Annotated in this window: 24 protein-coding genes and 1 pseudogene; 16 read left to right on the top strand and 9 right to left on the bottom strand. The window is 70.6% G+C overall.

Going from position 1 to position 25,628, the window contains the following annotated elements; translation table 11 throughout:
- Positions 1–18: 18 nt before the first annotated feature.
- Positions 19–795, bottom strand: coding sequence for an NAD+ synthase (locus tag HHUB_RS01650; protein WP_059055606.1), 777 nt, complete (start codon positions 793–795; stop codon positions 19–21).
- 556 nt (positions 796–1,351) lie between these two features.
- Between HHUB_RS01650 and HHUB_RS01645 the strand changes: the two genes are divergently transcribed.
- On the top strand, positions 1,352–1,978 hold the full coding sequence (locus tag HHUB_RS01645; protein WP_059055604.1) for a DsbA family oxidoreductase: 627 nt from the start codon (positions 1,352–1,354) through the stop codon (positions 1,976–1,978).
- A gap of 398 nt (positions 1,979–2,376) precedes the next feature.
- Positions 2,377–3,096, top strand: coding sequence for a hypothetical protein (locus tag HHUB_RS01640; protein WP_059055602.1), 720 nt, complete (start codon positions 2,377–2,379; stop codon positions 3,094–3,096).
- Here HHUB_RS01640 and HHUB_RS01635 read toward each other — a convergent pair.
- Both HHUB_RS01635 and psmA read right to left on the bottom strand, forming a co-directional pair.
- Positions 3,093–3,440, bottom strand: coding sequence for a thioredoxin family protein (locus tag HHUB_RS01635; protein WP_059055600.1), 348 nt, complete (start codon positions 3,438–3,440; stop codon positions 3,093–3,095). The two genes, HHUB_RS01640 and HHUB_RS01635, sit on opposite strands and share 4 nt — an antisense overlap.
- Positions 3,441–3,512: 72 nt before the next feature.
- The gene (psmA, locus tag HHUB_RS01630) at positions 3,513–4,235 is read right to left on the bottom strand and encodes an archaeal proteasome endopeptidase complex subunit alpha (RefSeq protein ID WP_059055598.1); all 723 of its coding nucleotides are present in this window, start codon (positions 4,233–4,235) and stop codon (positions 3,513–3,515) included.
- 117 nt (positions 4,236–4,352) lie between these two features.
- Here psmA and HHUB_RS01625 point away from each other — a divergent pair, with 117 nt between their 5' ends.
- The 4 genes from HHUB_RS01625 to kdgK1 all read left to right on the top strand — a co-directional run bounded on the left by HHUB_RS01625 (position 4,353) and on the right by kdgK1 (position 11,100).
- Positions 4,353–5,375 (top strand): AIR synthase family protein, encoded by a 1,023-nt coding sequence (locus HHUB_RS01625; RefSeq protein ID WP_059055597.1) that lies wholly within the window; start codon positions 4,353–4,355, stop codon positions 5,373–5,375.
- A gap of 69 nt (positions 5,376–5,444) precedes the next feature.
- On the top strand, positions 5,445–8,081 hold the full coding sequence (gene mutS / locus HHUB_RS01620; RefSeq protein WP_059055595.1) for a DNA mismatch repair protein MutS: 2,637 nt from the start codon (positions 5,445–5,447) through the stop codon (positions 8,079–8,081).
- A gap of 40 nt (positions 8,082–8,121) precedes the next feature.
- Positions 8,122–10,125: a DNA mismatch repair endonuclease MutL gene (gene mutL / locus HHUB_RS01615; RefSeq protein ID WP_059055593.1), complete on the top strand. Its 2,004-nt coding sequence runs from the start codon at positions 8,122–8,124 to the stop codon at positions 10,123–10,125.
- Between the two features lie 24 nt (positions 10,126–10,149).
- A complete protein-coding gene (gene kdgK1 / locus HHUB_RS01610) occupies positions 10,150–11,100 on the top strand; it encodes a bifunctional 2-dehydro-3-deoxygluconokinase/2-dehydro-3-deoxygalactonokinase (protein WP_059055591.1) in 951 nt (316 codons plus the stop codon).
- Here kdgK1 and HHUB_RS01605 read toward each other — a convergent pair.
- Positions 11,097–12,719, bottom strand: a complete 1,623-nt coding sequence (locus tag HHUB_RS01605) for a gamma-glutamyltransferase family protein (protein ID WP_059055589.1) — start codon at positions 12,717–12,719, stop codon at positions 11,097–11,099. The genes kdgK1 and HHUB_RS01605 overlap by 4 nt on opposite strands.
- Before the next feature lie 57 nt (positions 12,720–12,776).
- Entirely contained in the window at positions 12,777–13,472 is a 696-nt protein-coding gene (locus tag HHUB_RS01600) for a helix-turn-helix domain-containing protein (RefSeq protein ID WP_059055587.1), read from the bottom strand.
- Positions 13,473–13,643: 171 nt separating this feature from the next.
- On the opposite strand from HHUB_RS01600, the pseudogene HHUB_RS17615 reads away from it, so the two are divergent.
- From HHUB_RS17615 to HHUB_RS01590, 3 genes and pseudogenes are all read left to right on the top strand, one after another.
- Positions 13,644–13,700 (top strand): annotated as a pseudogene (locus HHUB_RS17615) (twin-arginine translocation signal domain-containing protein); the annotation flags it as partial.
- Between the two features lie 99 nt (positions 13,701–13,799).
- Complete coding sequence (locus HHUB_RS01595) at positions 13,800–14,192, top strand: ABC transporter substrate-binding protein (RefSeq protein ID WP_059055586.1); 393 nt, start codon at positions 13,800–13,802, stop codon at positions 14,190–14,192.
- A 58-nt stretch (positions 14,193–14,250) separates the two neighbouring features.
- A complete protein-coding gene (locus tag HHUB_RS01590; protein WP_059055583.1) occupies positions 14,251–15,636 on the top strand; it encodes a dihydrolipoyl dehydrogenase family protein in 1,386 nt (461 codons plus the stop codon).
- Here HHUB_RS01590 and HHUB_RS01585 read toward each other — a convergent pair whose 3' ends face one another.
- On the bottom strand, positions 15,637–16,041 hold the full coding sequence (locus HHUB_RS01585; RefSeq protein ID WP_059055581.1) for a DUF7522 family protein: 405 nt from the start codon (positions 16,039–16,041) through the stop codon (positions 15,637–15,639). It lies immediately after the preceding gene.
- A 104-nt stretch (positions 16,042–16,145) separates the two neighbouring features.
- Here HHUB_RS01585 and HHUB_RS01580 point away from each other — a divergent pair, with 104 nt between their 5' ends.
- Together HHUB_RS01580 and HHUB_RS01575 are read left to right on the top strand one after the other, a co-directional pair.
- A complete protein-coding gene (locus tag HHUB_RS01580; RefSeq protein WP_059055579.1) occupies positions 16,146–17,210 on the top strand; it encodes a rod shape-determining protein in 1,065 nt (354 codons plus the stop codon).
- 40 nt (positions 17,211–17,250) lie between these two features.
- On the top strand, positions 17,251–18,129 hold the full coding sequence (locus tag HHUB_RS01575) for an alpha/beta fold hydrolase (RefSeq protein WP_059055577.1): 879 nt from the start codon (positions 17,251–17,253) through the stop codon (positions 18,127–18,129).
- A gap of 12 nt (positions 18,130–18,141) precedes the next feature.
- Here HHUB_RS01575 and ubaA read toward each other — a convergent pair whose 3' ends face one another.
- The 3 genes from ubaA to HHUB_RS01560 form a co-directional block, all read right to left on the bottom strand.
- On the bottom strand, positions 18,142–18,957 hold the full coding sequence (gene ubaA, locus HHUB_RS01570; RefSeq protein ID WP_059055576.1) for an SAMP-activating enzyme E1: 816 nt from the start codon (positions 18,955–18,957) through the stop codon (positions 18,142–18,144).
- Between the two features lie 187 nt (positions 18,958–19,144).
- Positions 19,145–19,996, bottom strand: coding sequence for a DUF7260 family protein (locus HHUB_RS01565; protein ID WP_059055574.1), 852 nt, complete (start codon positions 19,994–19,996; stop codon positions 19,145–19,147).
- A gap of 82 nt (positions 19,997–20,078) precedes the next feature.
- Positions 20,079–20,912, bottom strand: a complete 834-nt coding sequence (locus HHUB_RS01560) for a hypothetical protein (protein WP_059055572.1) — start codon at positions 20,910–20,912, stop codon at positions 20,079–20,081.
- Positions 20,913–21,101: 189 nt separating this feature from the next.
- On the opposite strand from HHUB_RS01560, the gene phnD reads away from it, so the two are divergent.
- The 5 genes from phnD to HHUB_RS01535 all read left to right on the top strand — a co-directional run bounded on the left by phnD (position 21,102) and on the right by HHUB_RS01535 (position 25,553).
- A complete protein-coding gene (phnD, locus tag HHUB_RS01555; RefSeq protein WP_179204576.1) occupies positions 21,102–22,268 on the top strand; it encodes a phosphate/phosphite/phosphonate ABC transporter substrate-binding protein in 1,167 nt (388 codons plus the stop codon).
- Positions 22,265–23,101 carry a phosphonate ABC transporter ATP-binding protein gene (gene phnC / locus HHUB_RS01550; protein ID WP_059055570.1) on the top strand — a complete coding sequence of 279 codons (837 nt, stop codon included), beginning with the start codon at positions 22,265–22,267 and terminating at the stop codon, positions 23,099–23,101. Before phnD ends, phnC begins: the two co-directional genes overlap by 4 nt.
- Position 23,102: 1 nt before the next feature.
- Entirely contained in the window at positions 23,103–23,903 is an 801-nt protein-coding gene (phnE, locus tag HHUB_RS01545; protein WP_059055568.1) for a phosphonate ABC transporter, permease protein PhnE, read from the top strand.
- Positions 23,903–24,697: a phosphonate ABC transporter, permease protein PhnE gene (gene phnE, locus HHUB_RS01540; protein ID WP_059055566.1), complete on the top strand. Its 795-nt coding sequence runs from the start codon at positions 23,903–23,905 to the stop codon at positions 24,695–24,697. The genes phnE (HHUB_RS01545) and phnE (HHUB_RS01540) overlap by 1 nt, the downstream gene beginning before the upstream one ends.
- Positions 24,698–24,794: 97 nt before the next feature.
- Entirely contained in the window at positions 24,795–25,553 is a 759-nt protein-coding gene (locus HHUB_RS01535; protein ID WP_059055564.1) for a helix-turn-helix domain-containing protein, read from the top strand.
- The last annotated feature ends 75 nt before the right edge of the window (positions 25,554–25,628 follow it).

The raw sequence follows: 25,628 nt of genomic DNA, 5'->3' as shown, positions 1-25,628 counted from the left end.
AAGCGCGCGGATGCGACGCTACCGGACGCCGGGCGAGGGCGGGCGCTCGCGCTTGTGCGTGGAGGCCTCGTAGCGCTCGACGAATTCGGTGACCGTCTCGCGGTCCGCGCCGGTCGCCTCCACGGTCTCCTCGATTGTTCGGTCCTCGTCGACGTACGCGTGCAGAATCGGGTCGATGACCTCGTAAGGTGCGCCGAGTTCGTCGGGGTCGGTCTGCCCCTCCCAGAGTTCCGCCGTGGGCGTCTTCGCGACGACGTCATCGCTGACGCCGACCTCGCGGGCGAGGTCGTACGCCTCGGTCTTGTAGACGTCAGCGAGCGGCGCGACGTCGGCGGCGCCGTCGCCGTACTTCGTGAAGTAACCCAGCAGGAGTTCCGAGCGGTTGTTCGGGCCGACGACGAGCGCGTTCGCGTCGTTGGCGGCCTGATAGAGCAGGACCATCCGGACGCGCGCCTGCACGTTCCCCACAGCGGTCTTCGAGAGGTCGTCGCGCGCGGCGGTGACGTCGTCCACGACGGGCTGGATGTCGTGTTCGCGGTAGGCCACCCCGAGTCGCTCGCAGACCGCACGGGCGTCTTCGACGTTCTCGGGGTCGCTGGGGTCGGCAGGCAGCAGGAGGCCCGTGACGCGCTCGGGGCCGACGGCGTCCGCGAGCAGGTGCGCGGCGAGCACGGAGTCGAGCCCGCCGCTGACGCCGACGACGTAGCCGTCCGCGGGCGCGGCGTCGAGGTAGCTCGCGAGGAACGACCGAATCTCGTCGCCGGCCGCCGCGAGGTCGAGGTCGAAGTCCGTCACGGGCGAACCCGCGACCGCCACCGGCAAAAAGCACGTGGCTGCCTGTCACCCGCGCTCGCCGGCGAGGACGAGCGTGTCACGCGGGCTGGCCGCGTCGGAGAAGCGCGCCGACCGGCACCACCGGCCGGCGCGCGAGAATCGAAGACTCGCCATCGGACGTTAGACCACTGCGGGCTGGCCGTCGCGGCGGACCCGCCACGAGGGGACACCAGCCGCGCACGTAGTCGGTGCTGGCGGTGAACGGAAGCCGTTTCGCCGAACATCTTCTCCGCGGGCGGCAGCGCGCTCTCGCTTTAAGTGCCTCTGGCGACAAGGGACAGATACGAAGCGCTTCTCAGCGCGCTACGCCTCGTAGCCGTGGCGCCGTCGTTCCCGCGAGCGGTCGGCGGCGCGGCGAGCGCGGACCTCGTTTAAGTGTCTCTGGCGACAAGGGATAGATACGAAGGACTTCTCGGCGACACCGACCGCGGAGCCGACGGCTCGTCAGTCGTCGCGGCCCCAGCGGGAACCCCCGCCAGCAGGGGTCTTTTCGGCGTGCGCGTCCTACCGGACGGCGATGAGCGACGCCGACGAAATCACGGTGTACTCCGACTACGTCTGCCCGTTCTGCTACCTCGGGCGGCAGTCGCTGTCGGAGTACCAGGCAGAGCGCGAGGAGGAACTCGACATCGACTGGCAGCCCTTCGACCTGCGCGCGCAGAAGCGCGGGCCGGACGGCGAAATCGACCACAGCGTCGACGACGGCAAGGACGACGAGTACTTCGAGAAGGCCCGCGAGAACGTCCAGCGCCTCAAGGAGGAGTACGGCGCCGACGAGATGCAGATGGACTTCTCGGGGGAGGTCGACTCGCTGGACGCGCAGGCCGCCTCCCTGTACGTCAGCGACGAGCACCCCGAGCAGTGGCTGGACTTCGACGTCGCCATCTTCGAGGCACTCTGGGAGGAGGGTCGCGACATCGGCGACGTGGACGTGCTCGCGGACCTCGCCGAGGACGTCGGCCTCGACCCCGACGAGATTCGGGAGGTCGTCGAAACCGAGCAGTACCACGACGAACTCCGCGCGAAGTTCCGCGAGGCCCAACAGCAGGGCATCAGCGGCGTGCCGACGTTCGCGTACGACGGCTACGGCGCGCGCGGCGCCGTCCCGCCGTCCCAGCTCCGCCGGCTCGTCGAAGGCACGTAAGCGCGAGCGGGCTGTCGGCAGTCAGCCGACGCGCGAACCTGATTTAAGTATCTCTGGCGACAAGGGATAGATACGAAGGACTTCTCCCGAGCACTTCGCCGACCAGTCGCGGCTGTCTGCGGAGTCCAACTCCGACTCGCGAGCGGCGAGCCGTGCAGATTCTCTTTAAGTGTCTCTGGCGACAAGGCGTAGATACGAACAGCTTCTCAGCGCGCTACGCCTCGTAGCCGCGGCGCCGTCGTGACTGCTCGACACTCCGCCGAGCGACCAGCGCGTCGTTCGTTTAAGTGCTTCTGGCGACAAGAGCTAGATACGAAGGACTTCTCGGGGAGTTACGTTCGACAGCGACGGCGCCGCCAGCCGAGAGTTTAAACCGCGGGAGGCCACAGGTACCGCTAATGAGTGCCGACGGCGGCGACCAGATTCGCTGGGAGACGCGCGAGGAGCGCCGCGTCGAACACCGGCCGGGCTCGGGCGCGCTCTCGCGGGCGGAAGCCCAGCGCGACACGACGGTCCGCAAGTGGGGCGTCGTCTCCCCGAGCGCGACCGTCATCGGGCGCGCGGAGTCCCCGGACGCGGACCTCTCGGAGAGCGTCCGGCGGCTCCACGAGGAGCGCCACACCGCGACCGAGGGCCACAGCCGCCGCACCCACTACCTCGACCGCCTGCGCACCACGCAGGCGCTGTGTAACGCCGTGGACGTGACGCCGTGGCAGCGCGACGTCGCGCTCGGCGTGATGGGGGAAATCGACCTCACGGAGTTCGGCAGCCAGCGCGCCATCGAGAAGGTCGCGCTCGTGGTCATCCGCCACGTCGTCGACGTCGACCGGCGCCGGTACTTCGGCATCGACGACCTCGACCCCGCGGACCTCTCCCAGGAGCGCATGAACGACCTCTACGAGCGGTACCGCAGCCACGACGTCACCGACGAGCCCGCGTTCGCGGCGCTCGCCGAGCGCCACGGCCTCGACAAGACGAGCCTGAATCGGCTGCGCCGCGTGCTGAAAGAACAGTTAGACGACGGGCTGCCGGCGTTCGGCCGGAACCCGAACCGCGACCCCCACCTCCCGGACGTCACCGAACGCGACGTCCCCGAGGAGGCAGCCAGCGACGACTAGTCGAGGTGCTCGTCGAGGAACGCCTCGATGTCGTCGCCACCCTTGAATCCCTCTGCGAGCCGCCCGACTTCTTCTCCGTCCTCGACGAGCACGAGTGTCGGCGCGCTCGTGATGTCCCACTCCTCCACGAGCGAGATGTCGTCGCCGGGGTTGACCATCGCGACCGTGATGCCCGTGGCTTTCGCGACGTTGCCCAGCACTGGCTCGATGGCTTGACAGAGCGAGCAGCCCTTCGTGTAGAAGTCCACGAGCACGCGGTCGTGGCTGTCGAGGACGTCGCGGAGTTGTTCGCCGTCCACGACGCGAATCGGCTTCTGTGCGTTCGGTCGTGACTGTGTGCTCATGCAGAAATGTAGGGTGCGAGCGCGGAAAAGGACTGCTGCGGGGGCGCCGTTCGCCGACGCCCGCCGGGCAGCTTATTCGAGGGCGTCGAGGTACTCGGCGGTCTCCTCGGTCTCGAGTTCGCGGAACAGCGCGGAGTCGGCGTCCACGGTGGCGACGCCGACGCCCTCCGCGGAGAGTTCGTCGTCGCGGCCCTCGCTGAGCGCGCGGAGCGCGAGGTCCACGCCCTCGTCGAGCGTGAGGTCCTCGGCGTACTCGTCTTCGAGGAACTCCTGAATCGCGGAGCGGTCCGAGCCGATGGCGACGGCCTTCCACTCGTTGGAGGTGCCGGAGGGGTCCGTCTCGAAGAGGCGGGGTTCGCCGTCGGAGACGCCCGCGACGAGGAGGGCGACGCCGAACGGGCGCGCGCCCCCGACCTGCGTGTACTGCTGGATGTGGTCGGTGACCTCCTTCGTCAGCGTGCGGACGCCGATGGGTTCGTCGTAGCGCACGCGCTCGACCTGGGACTGCTGGCGCGCGTGGTCGACGAGCTTCCGCGCGTCGGCGACGTGGCCGGCGCTGGCCGCGCCGACGTGGTCGTCGACCTTGTGGAGCTTCTCGACGCTGGAGCCCTCCAGGAGCGGCGAGCGGGTGCGCTTGTCCACGACGAGGACGACGCCGTCCTCGGTGCGGACGCCGATGCTGGCGGTGCCTCGCTTGACCGCTTCCCGCGCGTACTCCACCTGGTAGAGGCGGCCGTCCGGCGAGAAGATCGTGATACCGCGGTCGTAGGCCTGCTGTTGGTTCTGACCCTGCATTGTCTTCGTTGACCAAATGTAAGCCGCGCTCACGTAAAGGGCTTTGACTTTCGGCAGGGGGTGCCGAGCGGCACCAGAACCGCCGGGGTACTTGTGGCGGGGCGGCGAGCAACGAGTATGGACTCCGGGAAGGCGAGCCGGCGGTTCTTCGAGGAGCACGTCGCGGGGCGGACGGGCGCCGAGCGCGAGGACGTGCGGCTCGGCCCGACGTACGGCGCGGACTTCGGCGTCGTAGACGTCGGCGACCGCGTCGTCGCGATGGCGACCGACCCCGTGTTCGTGCTGCGCGACCTCGGCATCGAGCGGGCGGCGTGGTTCGCGTTCCACATCTGCGTCAGCGACGTCGCACTCTCCGGCCTGCCGCCCGCGCACCTCGCGGTGGACTTCAACCTCCCGCCGGACACGAGCACGGAGACGTTCGACGCCATCTGGGACGTCTTCGACCGGGAAGCCGAGAAGCTGGGCGCGAGCCTGACGACCGGCCACACGGGCACCTACGAGGGGTGTTCGTTCCCGACGGTCGGCGGCGCAACCGCGCTCTCTATCGGCGACCCCGACGACCTCGTGGTGCCGACGGGCGCACGACCCGGCGACCGCGTCGTCGTCACGAAGGGGCCGGCAATCGAATCGACGGGCGTGCTCGGCGTGCTGTTCGGCGACGACCTCCCAATCGACGCCGACGCCGCGGCGGCCGCCCGCGAGCGCTTCGAGGACGTCAGCCCCGTCCGGGACGCGCTCACCGCGGCGGCCGCCGGCGAGGTGACGGCGATGCACGACGCGACCGAGCGCGGGCTTGCGAACGCGTTCCACGAGCTCGCGGCCGCCAGCGGCGTCTCGCTGGCAGTCGAGCGCGAGCGCGTCCCCGTGATCCCGGGCGTGCGCGAGGTCTGCGACTACTTCGGCATCGACCCGTGGACGACCTCCAGCGAGGGCACCGTCGTCGCGACCGTCGCGCCCGACAGCGTGGACGCGGTGCTGGCGGCGCTCGAAAGCGAGGGCATTCCGGCCGCGGAGGTCGGGGAAGTCGGGGCGGCGGACAACGAGCGCGTCACCGTGGACGGCGCCCCGCTCGCGGAACCCGAATCCGACCCGCTGTGGGGCGCCTACGAGACCGGCCGCGAGCGATTCTGGGGTGAGTAGGCGGGCGGCGTCCGGAGGGTTCTTTGCGGCGCGCGGCGAGGTTCCGACGATGCGAGCGAGGAACCAGCCATGGGCATAGTCGAGGAGTTCCTCGACCTCAAGGAGGAGACGGACGCCGACCTGCTGGCGATGCAGGTCGGGGACTTCTACGAGTTCTTCGCGGAGGACGCGCGCACGGTCGCGGACGTCCTCGACCTGCAGGTCTCCGAGAAGTCCGCGCACGGGTCGTCGTACCCGATGGCGGGCGTGCCTGTCGACGACCTGACGCCGTACGTCGCGACACTCGTCGAGCGCGGCTACCGGGTCGCCGTCGCCGACCAAATCGAGGACGGCGCCGACGACATCGAGCGCGAAATCACCCGGGTCGCGACCCCGGGAACGTTCGTTGACGTGACCGGTGCGGACGCCCGCTACCTCGCGGCGGTCGTGCGCGACGAGACGTGGGGGCTGGCGTTCGTGGACGTGACGACCGGCCAGTTCCACGTCGCGGACGCCGAGACGGAGACGGACGCGCTGACGGAACTGCACCGCTTCAGCCCCGAGGAAGTGCTTCCCGGTCCCGAGTTGCGCAGCGACGACGACTTCCTCGGGGCACTCCGGGAGCGCGCGGACGCGACGCTGACGCTCCACGAGGCGGCGTCGTTCGCGCCCGGGAAGGCCGCCCACAGCGTGCGCGAGCAGTTCGGCGACGGAGCGCTCGACAGCCTCGGCGTCGCGAGTGACAGTCCGGCAGCGCGAGCAGCGGGCGCGGCAATCGACTACGTCGCGGCGACGGACGCGGGCGTGCTGGCGTCGCTGACGCGGCTCCAGCCGTACCGCGCGGACGACCACGTGGAGTTGGACGCAACGACCCAGCGCAACCTCGAACTCACGGCGACGATGGGCGGAGATGGAGAGGGCTCGCTGTTCGCGACGCTCGACCACACAGTGTCCGCTGCTGGCGGTCGGCGGCTGCAGGCGTGGCTGACGCGTCCACTCCGGGACCGCGCGGAACTGGAACGTCGGCAAGCCGCCGTGGGCGCGCTCGCTGACGCGCCGCTCGCGCGGGACGCGCTCCGAGACGTGCTCGGCGACGTCTACGACCTCGAACGGCTCGCGAGCCGGGCGGCCGGCGGCCGCGCGGACGCGACTGACCTGCTCCGAATCCGGGAGACGCTGGCGACGCTCCCGGAGGCCGCGGACGCGCTCGAATCCGACCCGGACCTCGCGGCCTCGCCCGTGAGCGAGGTACTGGACGGCGTGGACCGCGAGGCGGCCGAGGGGGTGCGCGCCGAGTTGGACGCCGCGCTCGCGGCGGACCCGCCGAAGACGCTCCGCGAGGGCGGCCTCCTGCGCGAGGGCTACGACGACGAACTGGACGAACTGCTCCGAGAAGCCCGCGAGCACGAGGAGTGGCTGGACGGGCTGGCGTCCCGCGAGAAGGACCGACTCGGCATCACGCACCTGCAGGTCGACCGGAACAAGACCGACGGCTACTACGTACAGGTCGGGAAGTCAGAGACCGACGCGGTGCCCGACGAGTATCGGGAGGTGAAGTCGCTGAAGAACTCCACACGGTACACCACCGAGGAGTTAGAGGAGCGCGAGCGTCGGATTCTGCGCGTCGAGGAGGAGCGCGGCGACTTGGAGTACGAACTGTTCGACGACCTCCGCGAGTGGGTCGGCGAGCGCGCGGAAGCCCTCCAGCGCGTCGGCCGCGCGCTCGCGGAACTGGACGCGCTCGCGAGCCTCGCCGAGCACGCCGCCGCGAACCGCTGGGTGCGCCCGGACCTCGTGGACGGCGACGACCTCGAAATCGAGGGCGGGCGCCACCCCGTGGTCGAGCAGACCACCGAGTTCGTGCCCAACGACGCCCGATTCGGCGACGGCCGGCGGTTCCTCGTCGTCACGGGGCCGAACATGAGCGGGAAGTCCACGTACATGCGACAGGTCGCGCTCATCGTCCTGCTCGCGCAGGTCGGGAGCTACGTGCCCGCAGACAGCGCCCGAATCGGGGTCGTAGACGGCATCTACACCCGCGTCGGCGCGCTGGACGAACTCGCGCAGGGCCGCTCGACGTTCATGGTGGAGATGCAGGAACTGAGCCGCATCCTCCACGCCGCGACCGAGCGCTCGCTGGTGATTCTGGACGAGGTCGGGCGCGGGACCGCGACCTACGACGGCATCTCGATTGCGTGGGCAGCCACAGAGTACCTGCACAACGAGGTGCGCGCGAAGACCCTGTTCGCGACCCACTACCACGAACTCACGGCGCTCGCGGACCACCTCGCCGACGTCGCGAACGTCCACGTAGCGGCGGAAGAACGGGATGGGGACGTGACGTTCCTGCGAACCGTCAGAGACGGCGCGACCGACCGCTCGTACGGCGTCCACGTCGCGGACCTCGCGGGCGTCCCCGACCCCGTGGTGGACCGCTCGCGGGAGGTGCTGGACCGCCTCCGAGACGAGAAAGCCGTCGAAGCCCGGGGTTCCGCAAGCGAGCCGGTGCAGGCGGTGTTCGACCTCGAATCGGGCGAAGTCAAGACGGGCGCGGAATCGCAGCCGGCGACCGGGACGGAGAGCGCGGCCGACGGCGGCGAGGCAGACGGCCTCGGTTCCGAGGCCCGCGAGGTGCTGGACGACCTCCGGGACGTGGACGTGAACGAGACGCCGCCGGTGGAACTGCTCTCGCGCGTGCAGGAGTGGCAGCGGCGGCTGGACGAGTAGCAGCGCGGGATTGATACGCGCGGGCCGCCTGCCGGCGAGTATGACCGACGGCGACCGCGTGCGGGAGCTGGACGACGCGACGGTGGCCCAGATTGCGGCGGGCGAGGTCGTCGAGCGGCCCGCGAGCGTGGTCAAGGAGCTCGTGGAGAACAGCCTCGACGCGGGCGCCGCGAGCATCGACGTCACCGTAGAGAGCGGCGGCCGCGACCGAATCGTGGTCGCCGACGACGGCCACGGGATGACCGGCGAGGACCTGCAGGCGGCGGTCCGCCAGCACACGACGAGCAAGCTCAGCGACGCCAGCGAGCTGGACGCGGTGGCGACGCTGGGCTTCCGGGGCGAAGCCCTCTACACCATCGGCTCCGTCTCGCGGATGACGGTGACGACGCGCGCCCGGGACGCGGGCGACTCCGGGGCGACGCTGACCGTCGAACACGGCGACGTCGGGGACGTGCGGCCGGCTGGCCGGCCGGCCGGAACCACGGTGGAGGTCGCGGACCTGTTCGCGGAGACGCCGGCGCGCCGGAAGTACCTCAAGCGCCCGGCGACGGAGTTCGCGCACGTCAACCGCGCGGTGACGCGGTACGCGCTGGCGAACCCCGAAGTCGCCGTCTCGCTGACCCACGACGGCCGCGAGGTGTTCGCGACGACCGGAACCGGGGACGTGCGGGACGCGGCGCTGTCGGTGTACGGCCGCGAGGTCGCGCAGTCGCTCGTCCCGGTGGACGCGACGCCCGACGGCCCGGTGGAGCGCGTCCACGGCTACGTCTCGGAGCCGGAGACGACGCGCTCGACCCGCGAGTACCTCGCGACGTACGTGAACGGCCGGTCGGTCCGCGACTCGGTGCTCCGCGAGGCCGTCCTCGACGCCTACGGCGGCCAGCTCGCGAGCGACCGCTACCCGTTCACGGTGCTGTTCGTGGAGACAGAGGGCGTGGACGCCAACGTCCACCCGCGGAAAATGGAGGTCCGCTTCGAGCAGGAGGACCGCGTGCAGGCGGCCGTCGAGGACGCCGTGCGAGACGCGCTGTTGGACGCCGGTATCGTGCGCTCGCAGGCGCCGCGGGGCGCGTCCAAGCCCGGGGACGCGACGATTTCGCCGGCGGGCGAGCGCGGCGAGAACGAGGCTTCCGCAGAAGGAGCGACGCGCGAGGCCGACACGTCCAGCGCGTCCGCGGACGTCGCCGTGGAGAGCGCGGAGCGTCAGAGCCGCGTGACGGACTCGCTGGCGGACACCGAATCCGAGTCGACCGAGCGGAAGCCGAGCGGCGCGGAGCGGGAGCCGAGCACGAGTGAGCCGGCCGCGGACACGACGACGAGCGACAGCGCCGGCGAGCGCGCGAGCACCAGTTCGTCGTTCGACGCGCCGACGGAGAACGCGCGGCTCGCGGCGCCGGCCGGCGACGGAGCCGACGAGGGCGATGGCTTCGACTCGCTGCCCGAGATGCGCGTGCTCGGCCAGTTGGCGGAGACGTACGTGGTCGCGGAGACCGACGACGGCCTCGTGCTCGTCGACCAGCACGCTGCGGACGAGCGCGTCCACTACGAGCGCCTGCAGGAGCAGGTCGGCGGCGCGTCGCAGGCGCTGGTCTCGCCGGTGGAACTGGAGTTGACGGCGGGCGAGGCGGCGGTGTTCGACGCGGCAATCGACGACTTGCGCGCGCTCGGATTCGACGCGGAGCTTTCGGGGCGGACGGCGCGCATGACGGCGGTGCCGGCGGTGCTGGCGGACGCCCTCGACCCCGAGTTGGCGCGGGACGTGCTCGCGGACTTCCTCGCGGACGCGGGCGGCGACCCCGTGAGCGACGCCGCTGACGACCTGCTGGCGGACCTTGCGTGCCGGCCCGCGGTGACGGGGAACACGTCGCTGACGGAGGGGTCGGTAGTGGCGCTGCTGGACGCGCTGGATGGCTGCGAGAATCCCTACGCGTGCCCGCACGGCCGGCCGACGCTGATTCGCGTGGACGCCGACGAGCTCGCCGAGCGCTTCGAACGGGACTACCCCGGGCACGGCGGGCGGCGCCGCGAAGACGGCGGGAACTAAACCCCGGGCGTCGTACCGCGGGGTATGGACCTCGTGACGTTCGGCGAGACCCTGCTCCGGCTCTCGCCGCCCGGACAGGAGCGACTGGAGCGCGCGACCGAGTTAGAGTTCCGCGCGGCGGGCGCGGAGAGCAACGTCGCGGTGAACGCCGGCCGGCTCGGCGCCGACACCGCGTGGCTGTCGAAGCTCCCCGACTCGCCGCTCGGGCGGAAGGTGACCGCGACGCTACGCGCGCAGGGCACGGAGCCCGACGTGGCGTGGAGCGAGGCCGGGCGACAGGGCACGTACTACCTCGAACACGCAGGCGAGCCCCGCGGGACGAACGTCGTCTACGACCGCGCGGACGCCGCGGTGACGACCGCGACGCCCGACGAGCTTGCGACCGGCCGAATCGACGAAGCCGACTACTTCTACACGAGCGGCATCACGCCCGCGCTCTCGGAGACGCTCGCGGCGACGACCGCCGAACTGCTGGAGCGCGCGACCGAGGCGGGGACGACGACGGCGCTGGACGTGAACTACCGCGCGAAGCTCTGGGAGCACGAGGAGGCCCGCGACGTGCTGGAGACGCTGTTCCCGGACGTGGACGTGCTCGTGACCGCGGAGCGCGACGCCGAACACGTGCTCGCCCGCGAAGGGAGCGCCGGCGAAATCGGGCGCGACCTCGCGGCGGAGTTCGGCTTCGAGACGGTCGTCGTGACGCGCGGCGCGGAGGGCGCGCTCGCGGTCCACGACGAGGAGGTCTACGAGCAGCCGGCGTTCGAGGCCGACACGCACGACGCAATCGGGACCGGGGACGCGTTCGTCGGCGGGTTCCTCGCGCGCCGCGTCGAGGGCGGCGACGTGCCCGACGCCCTCGCGTGGGGCGCGGCGACCGCGGCGCTGAAGCGCACGATGCCCGGCGACACGGCGCTGGTCACCCGCGAAGAAGTCGAGGACGTGCTGGCGGGCGACGGCGCCGCCATCAACCGCTAGTAGCCCTGCGCATTGCCGTCCTTGCGCGGTTCCGTGGCGGCCGACAGCGTGCCGCCGTCGTTTCTGACGATTTGCGCGCCGCCGAACAGCTCGCTGGTGAGCAGTTCGACGTCGTGTTCCTTCCGGGAGAGCTTCGCGGCGACCCCCGAATCGAAGTGCGGTTCGACCGCGAGCGAGCCGTTCTCGCGGTAGCGCCAGCGCGGCCGGTCGAGCGCGGCCTGCAGCGGGAGGTCGTAGTCCACGAGATTCGAGATTACCTGTACGTGGCCCTGCGGCTGCATGTAGCCGCCCATCACGCCGAACGCCGCCCAGTCGTCCTCGTCGAGCTTCGCGGCGGCGGGAATCAGCGTGTGGAACGGCCGCTTGCCGGGTTCGAGGCGGTTCGGGTGCTCGGGGTCCAGCGAGAACGACGACCCGCGGTTCTGGAGCGCGATGCCGGTGTCGCCGGCGACCAGCCCGGAGCCGAAGCCCGCGAACCGGGAGTTGATGAACGAGACGACGTTGCCCTCGTCGTCGGCGACGCAGAGCAACACGGTGTCGGCGTCCTCGGCGTTCGCGTCGGGAACGCCGAACGACACGTCGTCGTTGCACGTCTCCCCGACTTCCGCGGCGCGCTTTGCGGCCCACTCCTTCGAGGCGAGCGGCGGGTGGTCCTCGTACTCGGGGTCGGTGATGTAGTGGTGGCCGTCGTGGAACGCGAGCTTCGTCGCCTCCGCGAAGTAGTGCGCGCGCTCCGGGGAGTCAAGCGGGTAGTCGCCGGCGCCCAACTCTTCGGCGATGTTGAGCGCTTCCAGCGCCACCAGCCCCTGATTGTTCGGCGGGAGCTCGTAGACCTCGGCGCCGTTGTACGTCGTAGAGACCGGCTCGGGGAACTCGGGCACGAAGGCCGCGAGGTCCTCCATGGTGAGGAAGCAGCCGTGGGACTGGACTTCCGCGGCGATGGCTTCCCCGATGTCGCCCTCGTAGACGACGTCCGCGCCCTCGTCGGCGATGCGCTGGAGGGTCTGTCCGAGTTCCGGGAGCGTCACCGTCTGACCGACGTCCGGTGACTCGCCGTCGAAGAGGTAGGCGTCGCGGGCGTTGTCGTCCTCGAAGAGCTGTTCGCCGTGCGTCCACGCCGACGCGATGCCCTCCGAGACCGGGTAGCCCTCCGTGGCGTACCGGATGGCGGGCTGGAGGAGGTCGCCGAGGTCCTTCCGACCGAACTTCTCGGCGGTCGCCTCCCAGCCGCGGGCGGTGCCGGGGACGGTGACGGTGTGCGCGCCAGTCATCGGCATCTCGGCGTCCTCGGGCGCGACGTCCTGCTCGTCGGCGACGGCCTCGCGGACGTTCTCGATGGTGGCGTCCGCGGGCGCGGGGCCGCACGAGCGCATCGCGCCGACGTCGCCGTCGGCGGTCCGGTAGCACGCGAACACGTCGCCGCCCAGCCCCGTGGAGGTGGGTTCGACGACGTTCAGCGCGGCCGCGGTGGCGACCGCCGCGTCGAAGGCGTTCCCGCCGTCTTCGAGCACGGAGACGCCGGCCTGCGCCGCGAGCGGCTGGCTCGTGGCGACGACGCCGCGCTGCCCGTAGACGGTCGAGCGCCGCGACGAGAACCGGTCGAGGTCCGGTGAGTCCATGCACGTAGGCTGGCCGCACCCACGGGAAAGGGTGGGACCGAATATGTCCGCCCCGCGCTACCGGCCGCGCGCGCCGATGTACTCGCCGACCTCGGCCATCACCTTCTCCTCGGCCCGCGAGAGGTGCTCCCACGTCGTCGTCTGCGCGAGCCCGAGTTCGTCGGCGATGTCCTCGACGCGGACGTCGGAGCCCTCGTCGTAGTAGCCGGCGTCGGTCGCCAGCGACAACACCTCCAGTTGGCGCTCTGTCAGCGACTCCACGATGCGGGAGAACGCGAGGTGTTCCTCGTCGTCCAGCTCGTCGAGGGCGACATCCCGCACGAGTTCGGTGTCGTTGCCGGCGCTCTCCAGCGAGTCCACGATGGCCGCGAGGTCGTCGTCGCCGTCGAGGTACAGCGTCCAGTGCTCCCAGCCGGCGCGGATGGTGGTGCCCGCGCGGTAGTGGACGCCGTGGTCGGTGAGCCGCTGGGCGATGCTGTCCCACTGGTAGCTGTCGTAGGTGACCGCGACGAACACGCGGTCGCTGTCCAGCGACGACAGGGCCTCCACGTCGAGGACGGGGTCGGCGGCGGCGAAGTCGTCGAGGAAGCCCTCGATGGCCGCTCTCGGACCGCTGAGTTCGACGATGCGCTTGCGCTCGGCGGCGCTGCCGGACAGCGAGGAGACGCTGCGCACCGTCACGTCGGGGTAGTCGGCGCTGACGTCGCTCTCGGGCTCGCCGCGGTGCCGCACCCGGAGCGTGATTTCTCGCATCACGCCGTCGAAGGGCGCCGGGGAATTTACGTTTGAGCACTTTGCCGCAACCGGCAACGCTTGCGAGAGCGCCGGGAACAGACCGCAACCCGGATATACTCGGTGGCATCCTAAAACCGGACCGTCGGATACGTGGGGACACACTACCGTGACAGAAACTGACAGTCTCTCTCTCGTCGCCAGTTCCTCGAAGGCACCGGCGCCGCCGCGGTCGCGGCCGCGACGGCGGGCTGCACCGGCAGCGGGAACGACGGCAACACGAGCGACGACACCGAAACGACCGGCGACGGCACCGAGCAGGACGGCGGGAAGCGCTACCGCGGCGTGATGGTGGGGACGGCGACTACCTTCGACCCCGTGGCGGCGACCGACACGGCCTCGGGCACGTACATCACGAACGTCTTCGACGGGCTGGTGACGTACCCGAACGGGCAGACGAACGCCGAGACCCAGCTCGCGACCGACTACGAGACCTCGGAGGACGGCCGCGTGCTGACGTTCCAGCTGAAGGAGGGCGTGACGTACAACGACGGTCAGGAGGTGACCGCGGCGGACGTCGTCTACAGCTTCGAGCGCGTCGCCGCGTCCTCGAACTCCCGGAACACGCAGTCTATCCTCGACACGCTGGGTGTCGTCCACGAGACCGAGACCGACGACGAGGGCAACGAGCAGTACGTCCCCAACAGCATGGACGTGGAGGCGACCGGCGAGTACGAGTAACGCGGCACGCGCCGCGGCGGGCCGAAGCTCTTTCTCGCGGGCGCACGACGACTCGACCATGGCGCGACCACACGTAGTCGTCGTCGGGGCGTACGGGAGCGCGGGCGTCGCGGCTGCCGAGCAGTTGGCCGCGGCGGACGTGGAACTGACACTCGTCGACGACGGCGAGCCGGGCGGCGGGCTCTGCATCCTCCGCGGCTGCATGCCGTCGAAGGAGGTGCTGTCGGCGGCCGCGCACCGCTATCAGGCCCGCCACGACGACCGGCTGGTCGGCGAGCTCCCGGACGTGGACCTGTCGAGGGTCGTCGAGCGGAAAGACGACAACGTCCTCGGGTACGCCGAGCACCGCCGGGGCGCGGTCCACGACCTCGCGGAGCGCGACAACGTCACCTTCCACCACGAGACCGCGGAGTTCGTCGGCGACCGCGTGCTGGACGTCGGCGGCGAGCGCATCGAGGCCGACTACGTCGTGCTGGCGACCGGGTCGCGGCTAAACGTTCCCGACCTCCCGGGCATCAGCGACGTGGACTGGATGGGCAGCCGGGACGTGCTGGACGCAACCGAGTTCCCGGACTCCGGCGTGGTGATGGGCTTCGGCTACGTCGGCCTCGAACTCGTCCCGTACCTCACGGAGGCGGCGGGGATGGACATCACAGTCGTCGAGCACGACGACCGGCCGCTGGACGACTACCACCCGTCGTTCGGCGAGGAACTCCTAGAGATGTACCGCGAGGAGTTCGGCGTCGAGGTCCGCACGGAGGTCCGCGAGGAGCGCGTCGAATCCGCGGAGAATGGCGTGCGCGTCCACCTCGACGACGGCTCCGTCGCGGAGGGCGACCAGTTGTTCCTGTTCACGGGGCGCGAGCCGTCGTTCCCCGATGGCGTCGAGCGAACCGCGCTCTCCACGGAGCAGGGCTGGGTCGGCGACACGATGCAGGCCGTCGACGACGACCGCGTGTTCGTCGTCGGGGACGCCGTCGGCGACCGAATGCTCCTCCACACGGCCAAAGAGGAGGGATACCTCGCGGGCCGGAATATTTCCCACCGCGAAACCGGCGAGCCGCTGGAGGAGTACGACCCGCTCGCGCACAAGGTGATGTTCTCGGGCGCGGGCGTCTACCCGTTCGCGTCACTCGGCCTGACCGCCGAACAGGCGCGCGCCAAGGGCCACGAGATCGTGACCGCCCAGCGGGACGCCAGCGACGACGGCGTGTTCAGGGCGAAAGTCGCCTCCCGCGGCACCGCGCGGCTGGTCGTGGACGCCGACGACGGCACCGTGCTCGGCTACCACGGCCTCCACTACGACGCGGACGCGATGGCGAAGACGATGCAGGTGGTGCTGGAGGCGGAGATGGACGTCCGGGAGCTCCCGGACCGCGCGTACCACCCGACGACCCCCGAGATTCTCGACGGGCTGTTCCGGGAGACCGCCGGCCAGTTGTAGTCAGTCGGGGCGCAACCACGCGGTGTCGTACTCCGCGAGCACGCTGTCGACGGCGCTGGCGAGGTCCTCGAAGCGCTCGGTCGGCAGGCGGTCCGTGGTGACGAACGCGCCGTGGTAGCCGTGGATGACCCGCGTGAGGTAGCCGTCCTCGAAGGCGCGAATCGTGAACTGGTAGTCGCCGAGTTCGGTGTCCTCGTAGACGCGCTTGGAGGTGAAGCCGTTGCGCTCGGCGTTCGCGAACCCGACGATGTTCGCGCCGGATTCGAGGTCGTCACGGAGGTACAGCTGTTCCTCGTGGGCGGTGTCGAAGTACGTGATGCTGCGGAGGCGGTCGCCGACCGCGGTCCGGCAGACGCTGACGAGCTCGTTGACGAACTCCTCGTCGAGGTCGCTTTCGTTGCCCATACGTGAGGTGTCGCCACGACCGGCAAAAAGTTACGGGCGGCGTTCCCACCTCCCGGGAGGACGGGCCTACAAGAGTTATAGGTGCTCCGTTGGAACGGTGACACATGTCCGAGTCAGAGAGCGATGGCGCCGAGTTCGACGAACAGCCCGCCGCCCTCGGGGTGAAGGTCGGCAGCACCCGCACGGTCGTCTCCGCGGGGGACGCCAACGACCCGAACGTCGTCCGCACGCTGACGTGCCTGGCGACCTACGAGGACGCGCTCACCGGCGAGGAACACGTCCTCTACGGCGAGGAAGCCGCCACGGAGTACCCCGACCGCGTGCGCTATATGCTCCGGTCGGGGCTCCCCGAGGACGAGGAGACCACCGACCTCGCGAAGACCTTCCTCGAGGAGTTCGCGCGCTCGAACGGCCTCCCCGAGGACTCCGTGGTCGTGTACGCCATCCCGACCATCGACAACGACGTCGGGCTGGAGCGACTCTCGGAAATCATCGAGGACGGCCCCATCGGCGAGCGGCTGGTGCGGTCGTACCCCGAGTCGCTCTGTGGCGCGGTGCCCGCGCTCGGCGACGGCCTCGAAGCAATCGAGGAGACGTTCGTCGCTGTGAACATGGGTTCGACGAACCTCGAAGCGTGCGCGTACCGCCGCGGCGAGCAGCTCGCGCCGTTCTCGACGGGCGCCATCACGGGCACCGAGGTAGACCGCCGCATCGCGAACTACGTCGAGGAGGAGACGCAGGGCCGCGTGAACATCGACCTCACGACCGCCCGCGAGTACAAGGAGGAGCACGCCGACTTCCTGGACTACGAGCCGTTCAGCGACATCATCCAGCAGCCCGGCGGCGGCACCTACGAGTTCACCATCGAGGAGAGCGTGATGGACGCCGTCGACGAGTACGTCGACGACGCCGTCGACGAGGTGGCGAACGTCTTCATGCCCGAACTCGCCAACGACTACATGAAAATCTACCAGCAGGCCCTCGACAACCCCGTGGTGCTCACGGGCGGGATGGCCTGCATCCCGGGCGTCGTCGACGAGTTCGAGCAGCGCCTCAGCGAGGAGCTCGAACGCGACGTGACCGCGACGACGGCCGACGACCCGGCGACCGCAGCCGCCCGGGGCGCCCACCGCATCGCCGGCCGGCTCGTGGAGCTCAACGAGTACTGAGACAACGCTTTTCTCGGCGGGCGAGAACCACCCGAACGGGATGGTCCCCGACTCCCGCGAGGACGCGCCGACCGACGAGGTAGAGTTGCCCGACGGCCGCACGCTGGCGTACGCGACGTACGGCGACCCCGACGGCGCGCCGGTCGTCTTCTGCCACGGCACGCCGGGGTCCCGAATCTCCGGCCAACTCGGAGCGGACGCGACCGCCGAGGCGGGCGTGCGAGTAATCGCGCCGGACCGCCCGGGCTTCGGCGCGTCGGACCGCCAGCCCGGCCGGACGTTCGCGGACTGGGCGGGCGACGTGGCGGCGCTGACCGACGAACTCGGCGTCGAGGAGTACGGCGTCGTCGGCTTCTCCGGCGGCGGGCCGTACGCGCTAGCGTGCGCCGCCCACACGCCCGGGCGCGTGTCGCGGTGCGCGGTCGTCTCCGGGGTCGGGCCGCCCGGCAGCGAGCGCGGCGACCTCGGGTTCGGGCGCGCGCTGGCGTCCGCATCCAAAGTGTCCCCGCAGTTCGGACGGCCGCTCGTCTGGCTGATGGCGCGCGCCGTCGCGAGCGCGGACTCGTTCACGGACGTGGTCGGTGACGCCGACGCCGACCTCGCGGACCCGCGGCGCGGCGAGAGCGGGCGCGTCCTCTTGGCGGACTTCCGCGAGGGACTGCGTCAGGGGACGACGCCGCTGGCGACCGACTACAGCGTGCTCTACGGCGACTGGGACTTCGACCTCGCGGACGTCACCGTGCCGACGCGCGTGTTCCACGGCCGCGAGGACGCGAACGTCCCGCTGGCGGCCGGCGAGCGCGTCGCCAGCGCGGTGCCGGACGCCGACCTCGCGGTCTACGAAAACGCCGGCCACTTCCGGCCAATCGTCGAGGAGGCGCGCGACGTCTACGGCTGGGCGGCCGAAACCGAGGCGTGAGCGGCGACTGAGTTACGACGGGACGGTACAGCCCTCGACGTACTCGACGTCCGCGACGGAGTCGATGGCAGGGTCGTCGCCGCAGACGGGGCAGTCGGGGTTCTTCGCGACCGGCACCGTCTCGAAGGACATGTCGCCGGCGTCGTAGAACAGCAGGCGGCCGGTCAGGCGCTCGCCGTAGTCGAGCAGGCCCTTCACGCACTCGATCGCCTGAATGCAGCCCATCGTCCCGGGCAGGATGCCGAGGACGCCCGCGGTCGCGCAGTCCGGAATCGTCCCCTCGGGCGGGGCTTCCGGGAACAGACACCGGTAGCACGCGCTCCCGGGTTCGTACGTGATGGCCTGTCCCTCGAAGCGATAGATGGCGGCGTGACTGAACGGAATCCCGCGGAGCACGCAGGCGTCGTTGACGAGGTAGCGCGTCGCGAAGTTGTCCGAACAGTCCACCACGTAGTCGACGCCGTCGAGGAACTCCGCGACGTTGTCCTGGTCGAGCCGGGTGACGTGTGCGTCTACGTCCACGTCGGGGTTGAGGTCCTCGACGTACTCGCGGGCGCTCTCGGCCTTCGCGCGGCCGACGTCGGCGTCCGCGTGGATGATTTGGCGCTGGAGGTTCGACCGCTCGACGTCGTCGTGGTCGACGATGCGGAGCCGGCCGACGCCCGCCGCCGCGAGATACTGGATGACCGGCGCGCCCAGACCGCCCGCGCCCACCACGAGCACGTCGCCGTCGAGCAGGCGCTTCTGCCCCTCGGCGCCGACGTCGTCCATGATGATGTGCCGCGAGTAGCGGTCGAGCTGCACCGGATCGAGATTCAGCCCGGTCATACCGGAGGTGACGGCGCGCGCGCGGGTAAGCGTTTACTCGTCGGACGGCGCTGCCGCTGGCGGGCGCGGCGACGAAAGAACTACGGGTACCCCTACCCGGCAGTGGCTCATACCGACTCCCTCGGTAAATGTCTTGTCAGGTCGGAGCGCGGGCGGTAGGGACGGCCTAACTCCCGGGAGCGTTTCCCTATCCGTCGTATTCGGCTGTTTCCGAGTTTGCGGAGAGCACGCGACGGATTCGCCGGGCCGTGGTGACGACGTCGTCGCTGACGCGCCCGACTGCGCTCAACAGCGGGTGCGAGGAGGACAGCGACTGGTAGAGGTACTCGTTGACCGGGGCGGCCGACCCGCCGGGGACGCGGACGGTCTCCGGTTCGAGGTCGCCGGCCTGCCGGCGGACCGCGAGGTCCTTGCACTCTGCTTCGAGGGCGTCCAGGTCCGCGAGCAGCCGGCGGAGTTCGCGCGGCGGACAGCCGTAGAACGGCCGCGACCGAATCGCCGCGAGGTCCTCGTGGACGGCGGACAGCGCGCGCTCGCCGTCGTCGAGCGCGTCGGCCTCGTCGGCGAGGTCCGCGAGCAGGTGCTTGCGGCTGCGCTTGGACTCGCGGGCCGCGGCCAGCAGTTGGTCGCGCAGCAGCGGCGTGACGCGCGCGGCCTGCCGGAGCGCCACCGCCAGCTCCGCGCCGAACTCCGACGCGACGCTCTCCCAGTAGCCGTCCCCGTACTCGCTGTCGTAGTGGGGCGTGTCCATGACCGTCTCGACGTACGCGTCCCGAATCGCGGCGCTGGCGGGGCTCTCCGCTCGCTCGGCGCGCCCGCGGTCGGCGAGCGTCCCGGCGGCGTTCCGGGCGGGCGCCGACTCGGCGGCCGCGGCGTCCGGGTCGATGGCGTCGAGGCGGCGGCAGAACGTCCCGAGCGCGTCCGCTTCCGCGCGGAGGATACGGCGTTCGCGGCGGAGCGCGCGGCGCGCGTCGGGAATACACTCCTCGAAGCCGGTGGTCGCGGCGGTCCCGTGCCCCCGAGAGACAGACTGTGGCATGAGCGCGGTTTCGACGCCGCTCGTATAGAAGTCTGCTAGGAGTGCTATATTGGTCTTCGTGGTGGTCGGGAGTCTCGCCGCGTCACCGCCCCGGGGCGAACGCGTCCCGCGACGGTTCGAACTCCGCGAGCCGCGCCTCGCAGGCGGGACACGTGACGGCGACGACGTCGGCCTCGCGGCAGCACGACTCGACGGTGTCCTCGGCGACCTTCGTCGCGCCGCCGCAGACGGGGCAACGCTCGGCGACCGCCCGGACCCTCGCGGCTAGGCTCGCCCGCTGCACGCGGTCGAGTTCGGTCCACGCCGTCGCCGCGAGCACGCGCTCGGTCGCGAGGTCCGCGACGAGCGCCGTCCGGGACGGCAACTCGCCGGCCCAGTCGCCGTCGACGGTGACGGCGACACCGCGCTCGCGGGACGACACCGCGACCGAGTCGGCGCTGGCCGACAGCGTGTCGGCGACGGCGCGCCGCACCGCCGCGGGGGACGCCGACAGCGACGCGGCGGTCGCCGCCCACCGCGAGCGGAACGACGGCGCGAGTGACGGCGGGTCGGCGTCTTCGAGGACGCCGAGTTCGACGAGCGACGCCGTCGGGTCGGTCGCGTCAAGGGCGGCGGCGCCCGCTGCGCTCTCGAGGCCGCGGTCGCGCTGGCGCTTCCCGAGCACTGCCAGCACGCTGTCGGGAAGGTAGCGCCGCGTGAGCCGCGGCGTCCCGGGGACGACGTAGCCACGGAGCCAGACGGCAGCGACGCCGACGGCAGCGACGAGGACGCCGGCGGCGAGCGTTCGCAACGCGGCCAGTCCCGCCGCAGCGGCCACGAGCGCGAGATTGAGGGCAGTGCAGGGGCGACAGCGGTTCCGTCCGGTGTACGCCGGCGCCCGGAGCGCGTCGACGGCGGCCGAGAGCGAGCGACCCATGCTGGCGTCGGGAACGGACGGCCCGCGGAAACCGTTCGCTATGAGCGCTCGGTGCGGCTACATAGGCGACCGTACCGCTACGAGCCCTATCGAGCGGTCAGTTCCCCACGGCCCCGGTGTAGAGGCGAACGACCGCGGAAATATCAATATTATAATAGTACAAGTGGTGGTTCGGCCTCGCACTACGCGATGCCCGAGGACACCAACGGCAGTCGACGGATTTTCCTGAAAGGGTCTGCGACCGCGCTCGCGGCCGGACTGGCCGGCTGCACGGGAATCACGAACGACATCACCGGCGGCGGGGGCGGTGGCGGCAGTTCGGGGGAGGACCCGCTGCTGGCCGACGACAGCGCCTTCGACCCCGAGGCGCCGAACTGGAGCGAGAACAACTACCTGTCGGCGCCGCTCATCGAGTCGGGGTTCGAGCGCGGCACGCAGGCGGACCTCGAGCGGATGGGGAACCGGGACGTCGAGGAGGTCCCGCACGGCGACCCCGTCCGGGAGCCCCCGGAGGACGACAGCGAGTACCTCGACCCGGACACGCTCGTGTTCACGGAGAGCCCCAGCGAGGACGTCGAGGGGCGCTACGAGGAGGACTTCCGAGCGGTGTTCGACCGCATCGAGGAGGAGACCGGCAAGCCCGTCGAGTACAACCGCGTGAACAGCTACGCGGCGTCCGTCGAGGCGATGCGCTCGGAGCGCGCGCACATCGCGAACTTCTCGACGGGGACGACGGCGTTCGCGGTCAACCTCGCCGGCGCCGTCCCGTTCACCGCCGGCATCGCGCCCGACGGCGCGTTCGGCTACCGGCTGTTCGCGACGACCCGCGCGGACGCCGGCGACGTCCAGAGCATCGAGGACTTCGCCGACGACGACGTGAGAATCGCGCACGCCGAACCCGCGTCGAACTCCGGCCACCAGGCGCCGTCGGCGCTGTTCGACCAGCAGTTCGACGTGACCGCCGGCGAGGACTACGAGGTGAACTTCTCCGGCGGCCACTCCCAGACGACCCGTGGCATCGCCGCCGGCGACTACGACGCCGGCCCCATCTGTTCGACCTGCTTCAAGGACACCGTCGAGGGCGACAGCAACCTCAGCTTCGAGGACTTCAAGGTCGTCTGGGCGTCGGACCCGTTCCCGAACGGCCCCGTCGCCTACCGGTACAACCTCCACCCCGACATCGTCGAGGGCATCGAGGCCGCGTGGCTGGACAGCGACTTCTCGGACACCGCGTACGCCGAGCGCACCGGCTACAGCGAGTACGTCCCCATCGAGTACCGCAAGCACTGGTACAACATCATGGTCATCCAGCGGTACAACGGGGTCGAGTACACGGAGACCGCACTGAGCGAATGACGCTGGACGTGACCGACCTGTCAAAGACGTACGCCTCCGGCGACGAGGCGCTGACCGGCGTCGACCTCTCCATCGAGGGCAGCGAGACCGTCGCCATGATCGGGCCCAGCGGCGCGGGCAAGAGCACGTTCGTCCGGTGTATCAATCGGCTCACGGAGCCGACCTCGGGGACCGTCGAGCTGGACGGCACGGAGCTGACGGCGCTCGGCGACGACGAGCTCCGGTCTGCCCGACGGGACATCGGGATGATATTCCAGGAGTACGACCTCGTCGAGCGGCTCACCGTGATGGAGAACGTCCTCACGGGACGGCTCGGCTACGTCTCGACGTGGCGCGCGTTCCGCCGGGACTTCCCGCCCAAGGACGTCGAGCGCGCCTACGAGATACTCGACCGCGTCGGGCTCGACGGGATGGAGGACAAGCGCGTCGACGAGCTCTCGGGCGGCCAGCGCCAGCGCGTCGGCATCGCGCGCGCGGTCATCCAGCAGCCGAAGATCCTGCTCGTCGACGAGCCGACGTCCAGCCTCGACCCCGAGACGTCGAACACCGTGATGGGGCTGCTCACGGACATCGCGGCCGAGCGCGACGTCCCCGTGCTCATCAACATCCACGAGGTGGACCTCGCGCTCGACTACGCGGACCGCGTCGTCGGCCTCCACGACGGCGACGTTGTCTTCGAGGGCGTCCCCGCGGACGTCGACGACCGCGTCCTCGACAGAATCTACCGGGGCGCCGGCGACGCGGACGGCGTCGAGACGCCCGAGCAGACCCGGGACGGCCGCGACGCCGGCGTGCTCGAAGAGCCCGACCGCTCGCTCCCCGGAGGGACGTGAGATGGCGGCCAGCGAGCGAACGTGGGAGCGGCCGACCGTGTTCGGTCGCCGCGAAGTCAAGTGGAGCGTCTACGTCGCCGTCGTCGCCTTCTTCGCGTGGTCCGCGTGGGGCGTCGGCCTGAACGTCCCGCGAGTCGTCGACGGCGTCGGCCGCGGCGCGACCCTGCTCGGGGACTTCTTCCCGCCGGACGCCACGCCCCGTCAGACCCGGCGAATCGTCGACAAGATGTTCGAGAGCGTCGCGATGGCGATGGTCTCGACGGCGACCGGCATCGCGCTCAGCGTCCCCATCGCGTTCATGGCCGCCGAGAACCTCTCGCCGAAGCCGCTGTACTACCTCAACCGCGGGTTCATCTCCGTCTCGCGGGCGTTCAACGCCATCATCGTCGCCATCCTCGTGGTGAAGGCGGTCGGCCTCGGGCCGCTGGCCGGCATCATCACGATCACGTTCAAGACCGTCGGGTTCTTCTCGAAGCTGCTCGCCGAGGACTTAGAGGACATCGACATGGGCAGCGTCGACGCCGTCCGCGCGAGCGGCGCCGGTCCGGTCCAGACGCTGCTGTACGGCGTCGTCCCCCAGATTATCCCGCGGTTCGCCGGCCTGTCGGTGTACCGCTGGGACATCAACATCCGCACGTCGACCATCGTCGGCATCGTCGGCGCCGGCGGCATCGGCTCTGTCCTGCTGACGGCGTTCAACCGCTACGACTACCAGTACGTCGCAGCGATTCTGGTCGCGATAATCGCGGTCGTGCTCGTCGCGGAGGGGACGAGCGCGGTCGTCCGACGGAGGTACCAGTGATGTCCAGCGAGACCCGGGCGTGGCGGCGGTTCGACCGTCGCCGACGCCTCGGCCGGTTCGCCGGCTGGCTGCTCGCGCTGGTCGTGCTCGTCGGCTCGTGGCGGTTCCTCGACGTGGACCTCGTCGCCGCGGAGACGGTGCCGCGGGAGGTCAACGACCTGCTCTCGCGGATGTACCCGCCGGACGTCGCGTACGCGCCCGAGATCGTGGACCCACTCGTCGAGACGCTGCACATCGCCGGGCTCGGCACCGCCGGCGCGCTCGTGCTCGCGGTGCCGGTCGCGCTGCTCGCCGCCGAGAACACCACGCCGAACCGGGCGACCTACTGGCTGGGGAAGATCGTCGTGACGACGAGCCGGTCGGTGAACACCATCGTCTGGGCGCTGATTTTCGTCGTCGTCTTCGGGAGCGGGCCGCTGGCCGGCGCCGTCGCCATCGCGTTCCGGTCGGTCGGCTTCCTCGGGAAGCTGCTCGGCGAGGAGATCGAGGAGATCGACCTCGGGCAGGTCGACGCCGTGCGGGCCAGCGGCGCCTCCGCCGCGCAGGTCCTGCTCTACGGCATCCTCCCGCAGGTCAAGCCCGCGCTCGTCGGGCTGTCGGTGTACCGCTGGGACATCAACGTCCGCGACTCCACCATCCTCGGGTTCGTCGGCGCGGGCGGCATCGGCGTCCAGCTCTTCCGCGCCGTCAACGCCTTCGCGTGGCAGTCCGTCTCCACGATACTGCTGGTCATCCTCGCCGTCGTGCTCGCCAGCGAGGGCATCTCCGCGTACGCCCGACGGCTGATACGGTGATCCAAACCTGGAGACGCCACTCCCGGCGGGACCGCCGCCCCGCGGAGTTGGCACATTACAACCGAGCACTCATCCCGCCCGCGACCGGAGGCGACGTATGCGCGAGTTCGCGTTCACCGTCACCTACGAGGAGGACGTCGACGACCTCGTCGACGTGTTCATCCGGAATCCGGGGCTGTCATCGTACACGCGGTCGTGTCACGTGACCGGGAACACGATGTGGCGCGTGGACAACGTCTCGGGGCCGCAGGAGGCGCTGGCGGAGTACGACCGCGCGCTCGACCGGCTCTCGCGGTGTTCGAGCCTGCGGGGCATCGGCGGCTGCGAGATGGACTTCGAGTACGAGACGCTGGAGTCCCAGCCGAACGGCCGCGTCATCTACTCCCGGCAATCCGAGGGCGAGGGGTGTCGCTCCATCCCCTACCTCGCCGCGGAGTACCTCGGCGACGGCCTCCTGTTGCACGCGAAACAGCGCGGGGACGCGTACCGCTGGCAGATTCTCGCCGCCGACGACGCCGCGATGAGCGAGGTCTACGAGGAGCTCGAACGCAACCTCCGCGACGGCCTCACGCTCGAACTCGACCGCGTCGAGCACGCCCCCGAGTGGCCCGACCGCGACCCGACCCCGACCGACCTGCCGGCCGAGCAGCGCGAAGCCGTCGAGCTCGCCGTCGAGTACGGCTACTACGAGCAGCCCCGGCAGGCGTCCCTCCAGGAGATTGCGAGCGCCGAGGACATCCCAACGTCCACGCTGCAGTACCGCATCACGCAGGCCGAGGCGTGGCTCGCGAAGGCGTACCTCCGGGACGGCACGCCGCCGTCGAACCCCGCGCCGCTGGTGAGTAGCTCCGACTAATCAGGCGCGAGCGCGGGGACGCGTTCGGAATGTACCGAACGAGGCGCTTTGCGCGTCCGGCCGCTACGAGACACC

This window comes from Halobacterium hubeiense, assembly GCF_001488575.1.
GTDB classification, from domain to species: Archaea; Halobacteriota; Halobacteria; order Halobacteriales; family Halobacteriaceae; genus Halobacterium; species Halobacterium hubeiense.
The sequence above is the reverse complement of the archived record's forward strand: the minus strand, read 5'-3'. Positions and strand labels throughout refer to the sequence as shown.

What these genes read in the sequence shown, in the direction of transcription:
- HHUB_RS01645 (WP_059055604.1), top strand. Translation starts at nt 1,352, where the DNA reads ATGAGCGACGCCGACGAAATCACGGTGTACTCCGACTACGTCTGCCCG.
- HHUB_RS01640 (WP_059055602.1), top strand. Translation starts at nt 2,377, where the DNA reads ATGAGTGCCGACGGCGGCGACCAGATTCGCTGGGAGACGCGCGAGGAG.
- HHUB_RS01635 (WP_059055600.1), bottom strand. Translation starts at nt 3,440, where the DNA reads ATGAGCACACAGTCACGACCGAACGCACAGAAGCCGATTCGCGTCGTG.
- psmA (WP_059055598.1), bottom strand. Translation starts at nt 4,235, where the DNA reads ATGCAGGGTCAGAACCAACAGCAGGCCTACGACCGCGGTATCACGATC.
- HHUB_RS01625 (WP_059055597.1), top strand. Translation starts at nt 4,353, where the DNA reads ATGGACTCCGGGAAGGCGAGCCGGCGGTTCTTCGAGGAGCACGTCGCG.
- mutS (WP_059055595.1), top strand. Translation starts at nt 5,445, where the DNA reads ATGGGCATAGTCGAGGAGTTCCTCGACCTCAAGGAGGAGACGGACGCC.
- mutL (WP_059055593.1), top strand. Translation starts at nt 8,122, where the DNA reads ATGACCGACGGCGACCGCGTGCGGGAGCTGGACGACGCGACGGTGGCC.
- kdgK1 (WP_059055591.1), top strand. Translation starts at nt 10,150, where the DNA reads ATGGACCTCGTGACGTTCGGCGAGACCCTGCTCCGGCTCTCGCCGCCC.
- HHUB_RS01605 (WP_059055589.1), bottom strand. Translation starts at nt 12,719, where the DNA reads ATGGACTCACCGGACCTCGACCGGTTCTCGTCGCGGCGCTCGACCGTC.
- HHUB_RS01600 (WP_059055587.1), bottom strand. Translation starts at nt 13,472, where the DNA reads ATGCGAGAAATCACGCTCCGGGTGCGGCACCGCGGCGAGCCCGAGAGC.
- HHUB_RS01595 (WP_059055586.1), top strand. Translation starts at nt 13,800, where the DNA reads ATGGTGGGGACGGCGACTACCTTCGACCCCGTGGCGGCGACCGACACG.
- HHUB_RS01590 (WP_059055583.1), top strand. Translation starts at nt 14,251, where the DNA reads ATGGCGCGACCACACGTAGTCGTCGTCGGGGCGTACGGGAGCGCGGGC.
- HHUB_RS01585 (WP_059055581.1), bottom strand. Translation starts at nt 16,041, where the DNA reads ATGGGCAACGAAAGCGACCTCGACGAGGAGTTCGTCAACGAGCTCGTC.
- HHUB_RS01580 (WP_059055579.1), top strand. Translation starts at nt 16,146, where the DNA reads ATGTCCGAGTCAGAGAGCGATGGCGCCGAGTTCGACGAACAGCCCGCC.
- HHUB_RS01575 (WP_059055577.1), top strand. Translation starts at nt 17,251, where the DNA reads ATGGTCCCCGACTCCCGCGAGGACGCGCCGACCGACGAGGTAGAGTTG.
- ubaA (WP_059055576.1), bottom strand. Translation starts at nt 18,957, where the DNA reads ATGACCGGGCTGAATCTCGATCCGGTGCAGCTCGACCGCTACTCGCGG.
- HHUB_RS01565 (WP_059055574.1), bottom strand. Translation starts at nt 19,996, where the DNA reads ATGCCACAGTCTGTCTCTCGGGGGCACGGGACCGCCGCGACCACCGGC.
- HHUB_RS01560 (WP_059055572.1), bottom strand. Translation starts at nt 20,912, where the DNA reads ATGGGTCGCTCGCTCTCGGCCGCCGTCGACGCGCTCCGGGCGCCGGCG.
- phnD (WP_179204576.1), top strand. Translation starts at nt 21,102, where the DNA reads ATGCCCGAGGACACCAACGGCAGTCGACGGATTTTCCTGAAAGGGTCT.
- phnC (WP_059055570.1), top strand. Translation starts at nt 22,265, where the DNA reads ATGACGCTGGACGTGACCGACCTGTCAAAGACGTACGCCTCCGGCGAC.
- phnE (WP_059055568.1), top strand. Translation starts at nt 23,103, where the DNA reads ATGGCGGCCAGCGAGCGAACGTGGGAGCGGCCGACCGTGTTCGGTCGC.
- phnE (WP_059055566.1), top strand. Translation starts at nt 23,903, where the DNA reads ATGTCCAGCGAGACCCGGGCGTGGCGGCGGTTCGACCGTCGCCGACGC.
- HHUB_RS01535 (WP_059055564.1), top strand. Translation starts at nt 24,795, where the DNA reads ATGCGCGAGTTCGCGTTCACCGTCACCTACGAGGAGGACGTCGACGAC.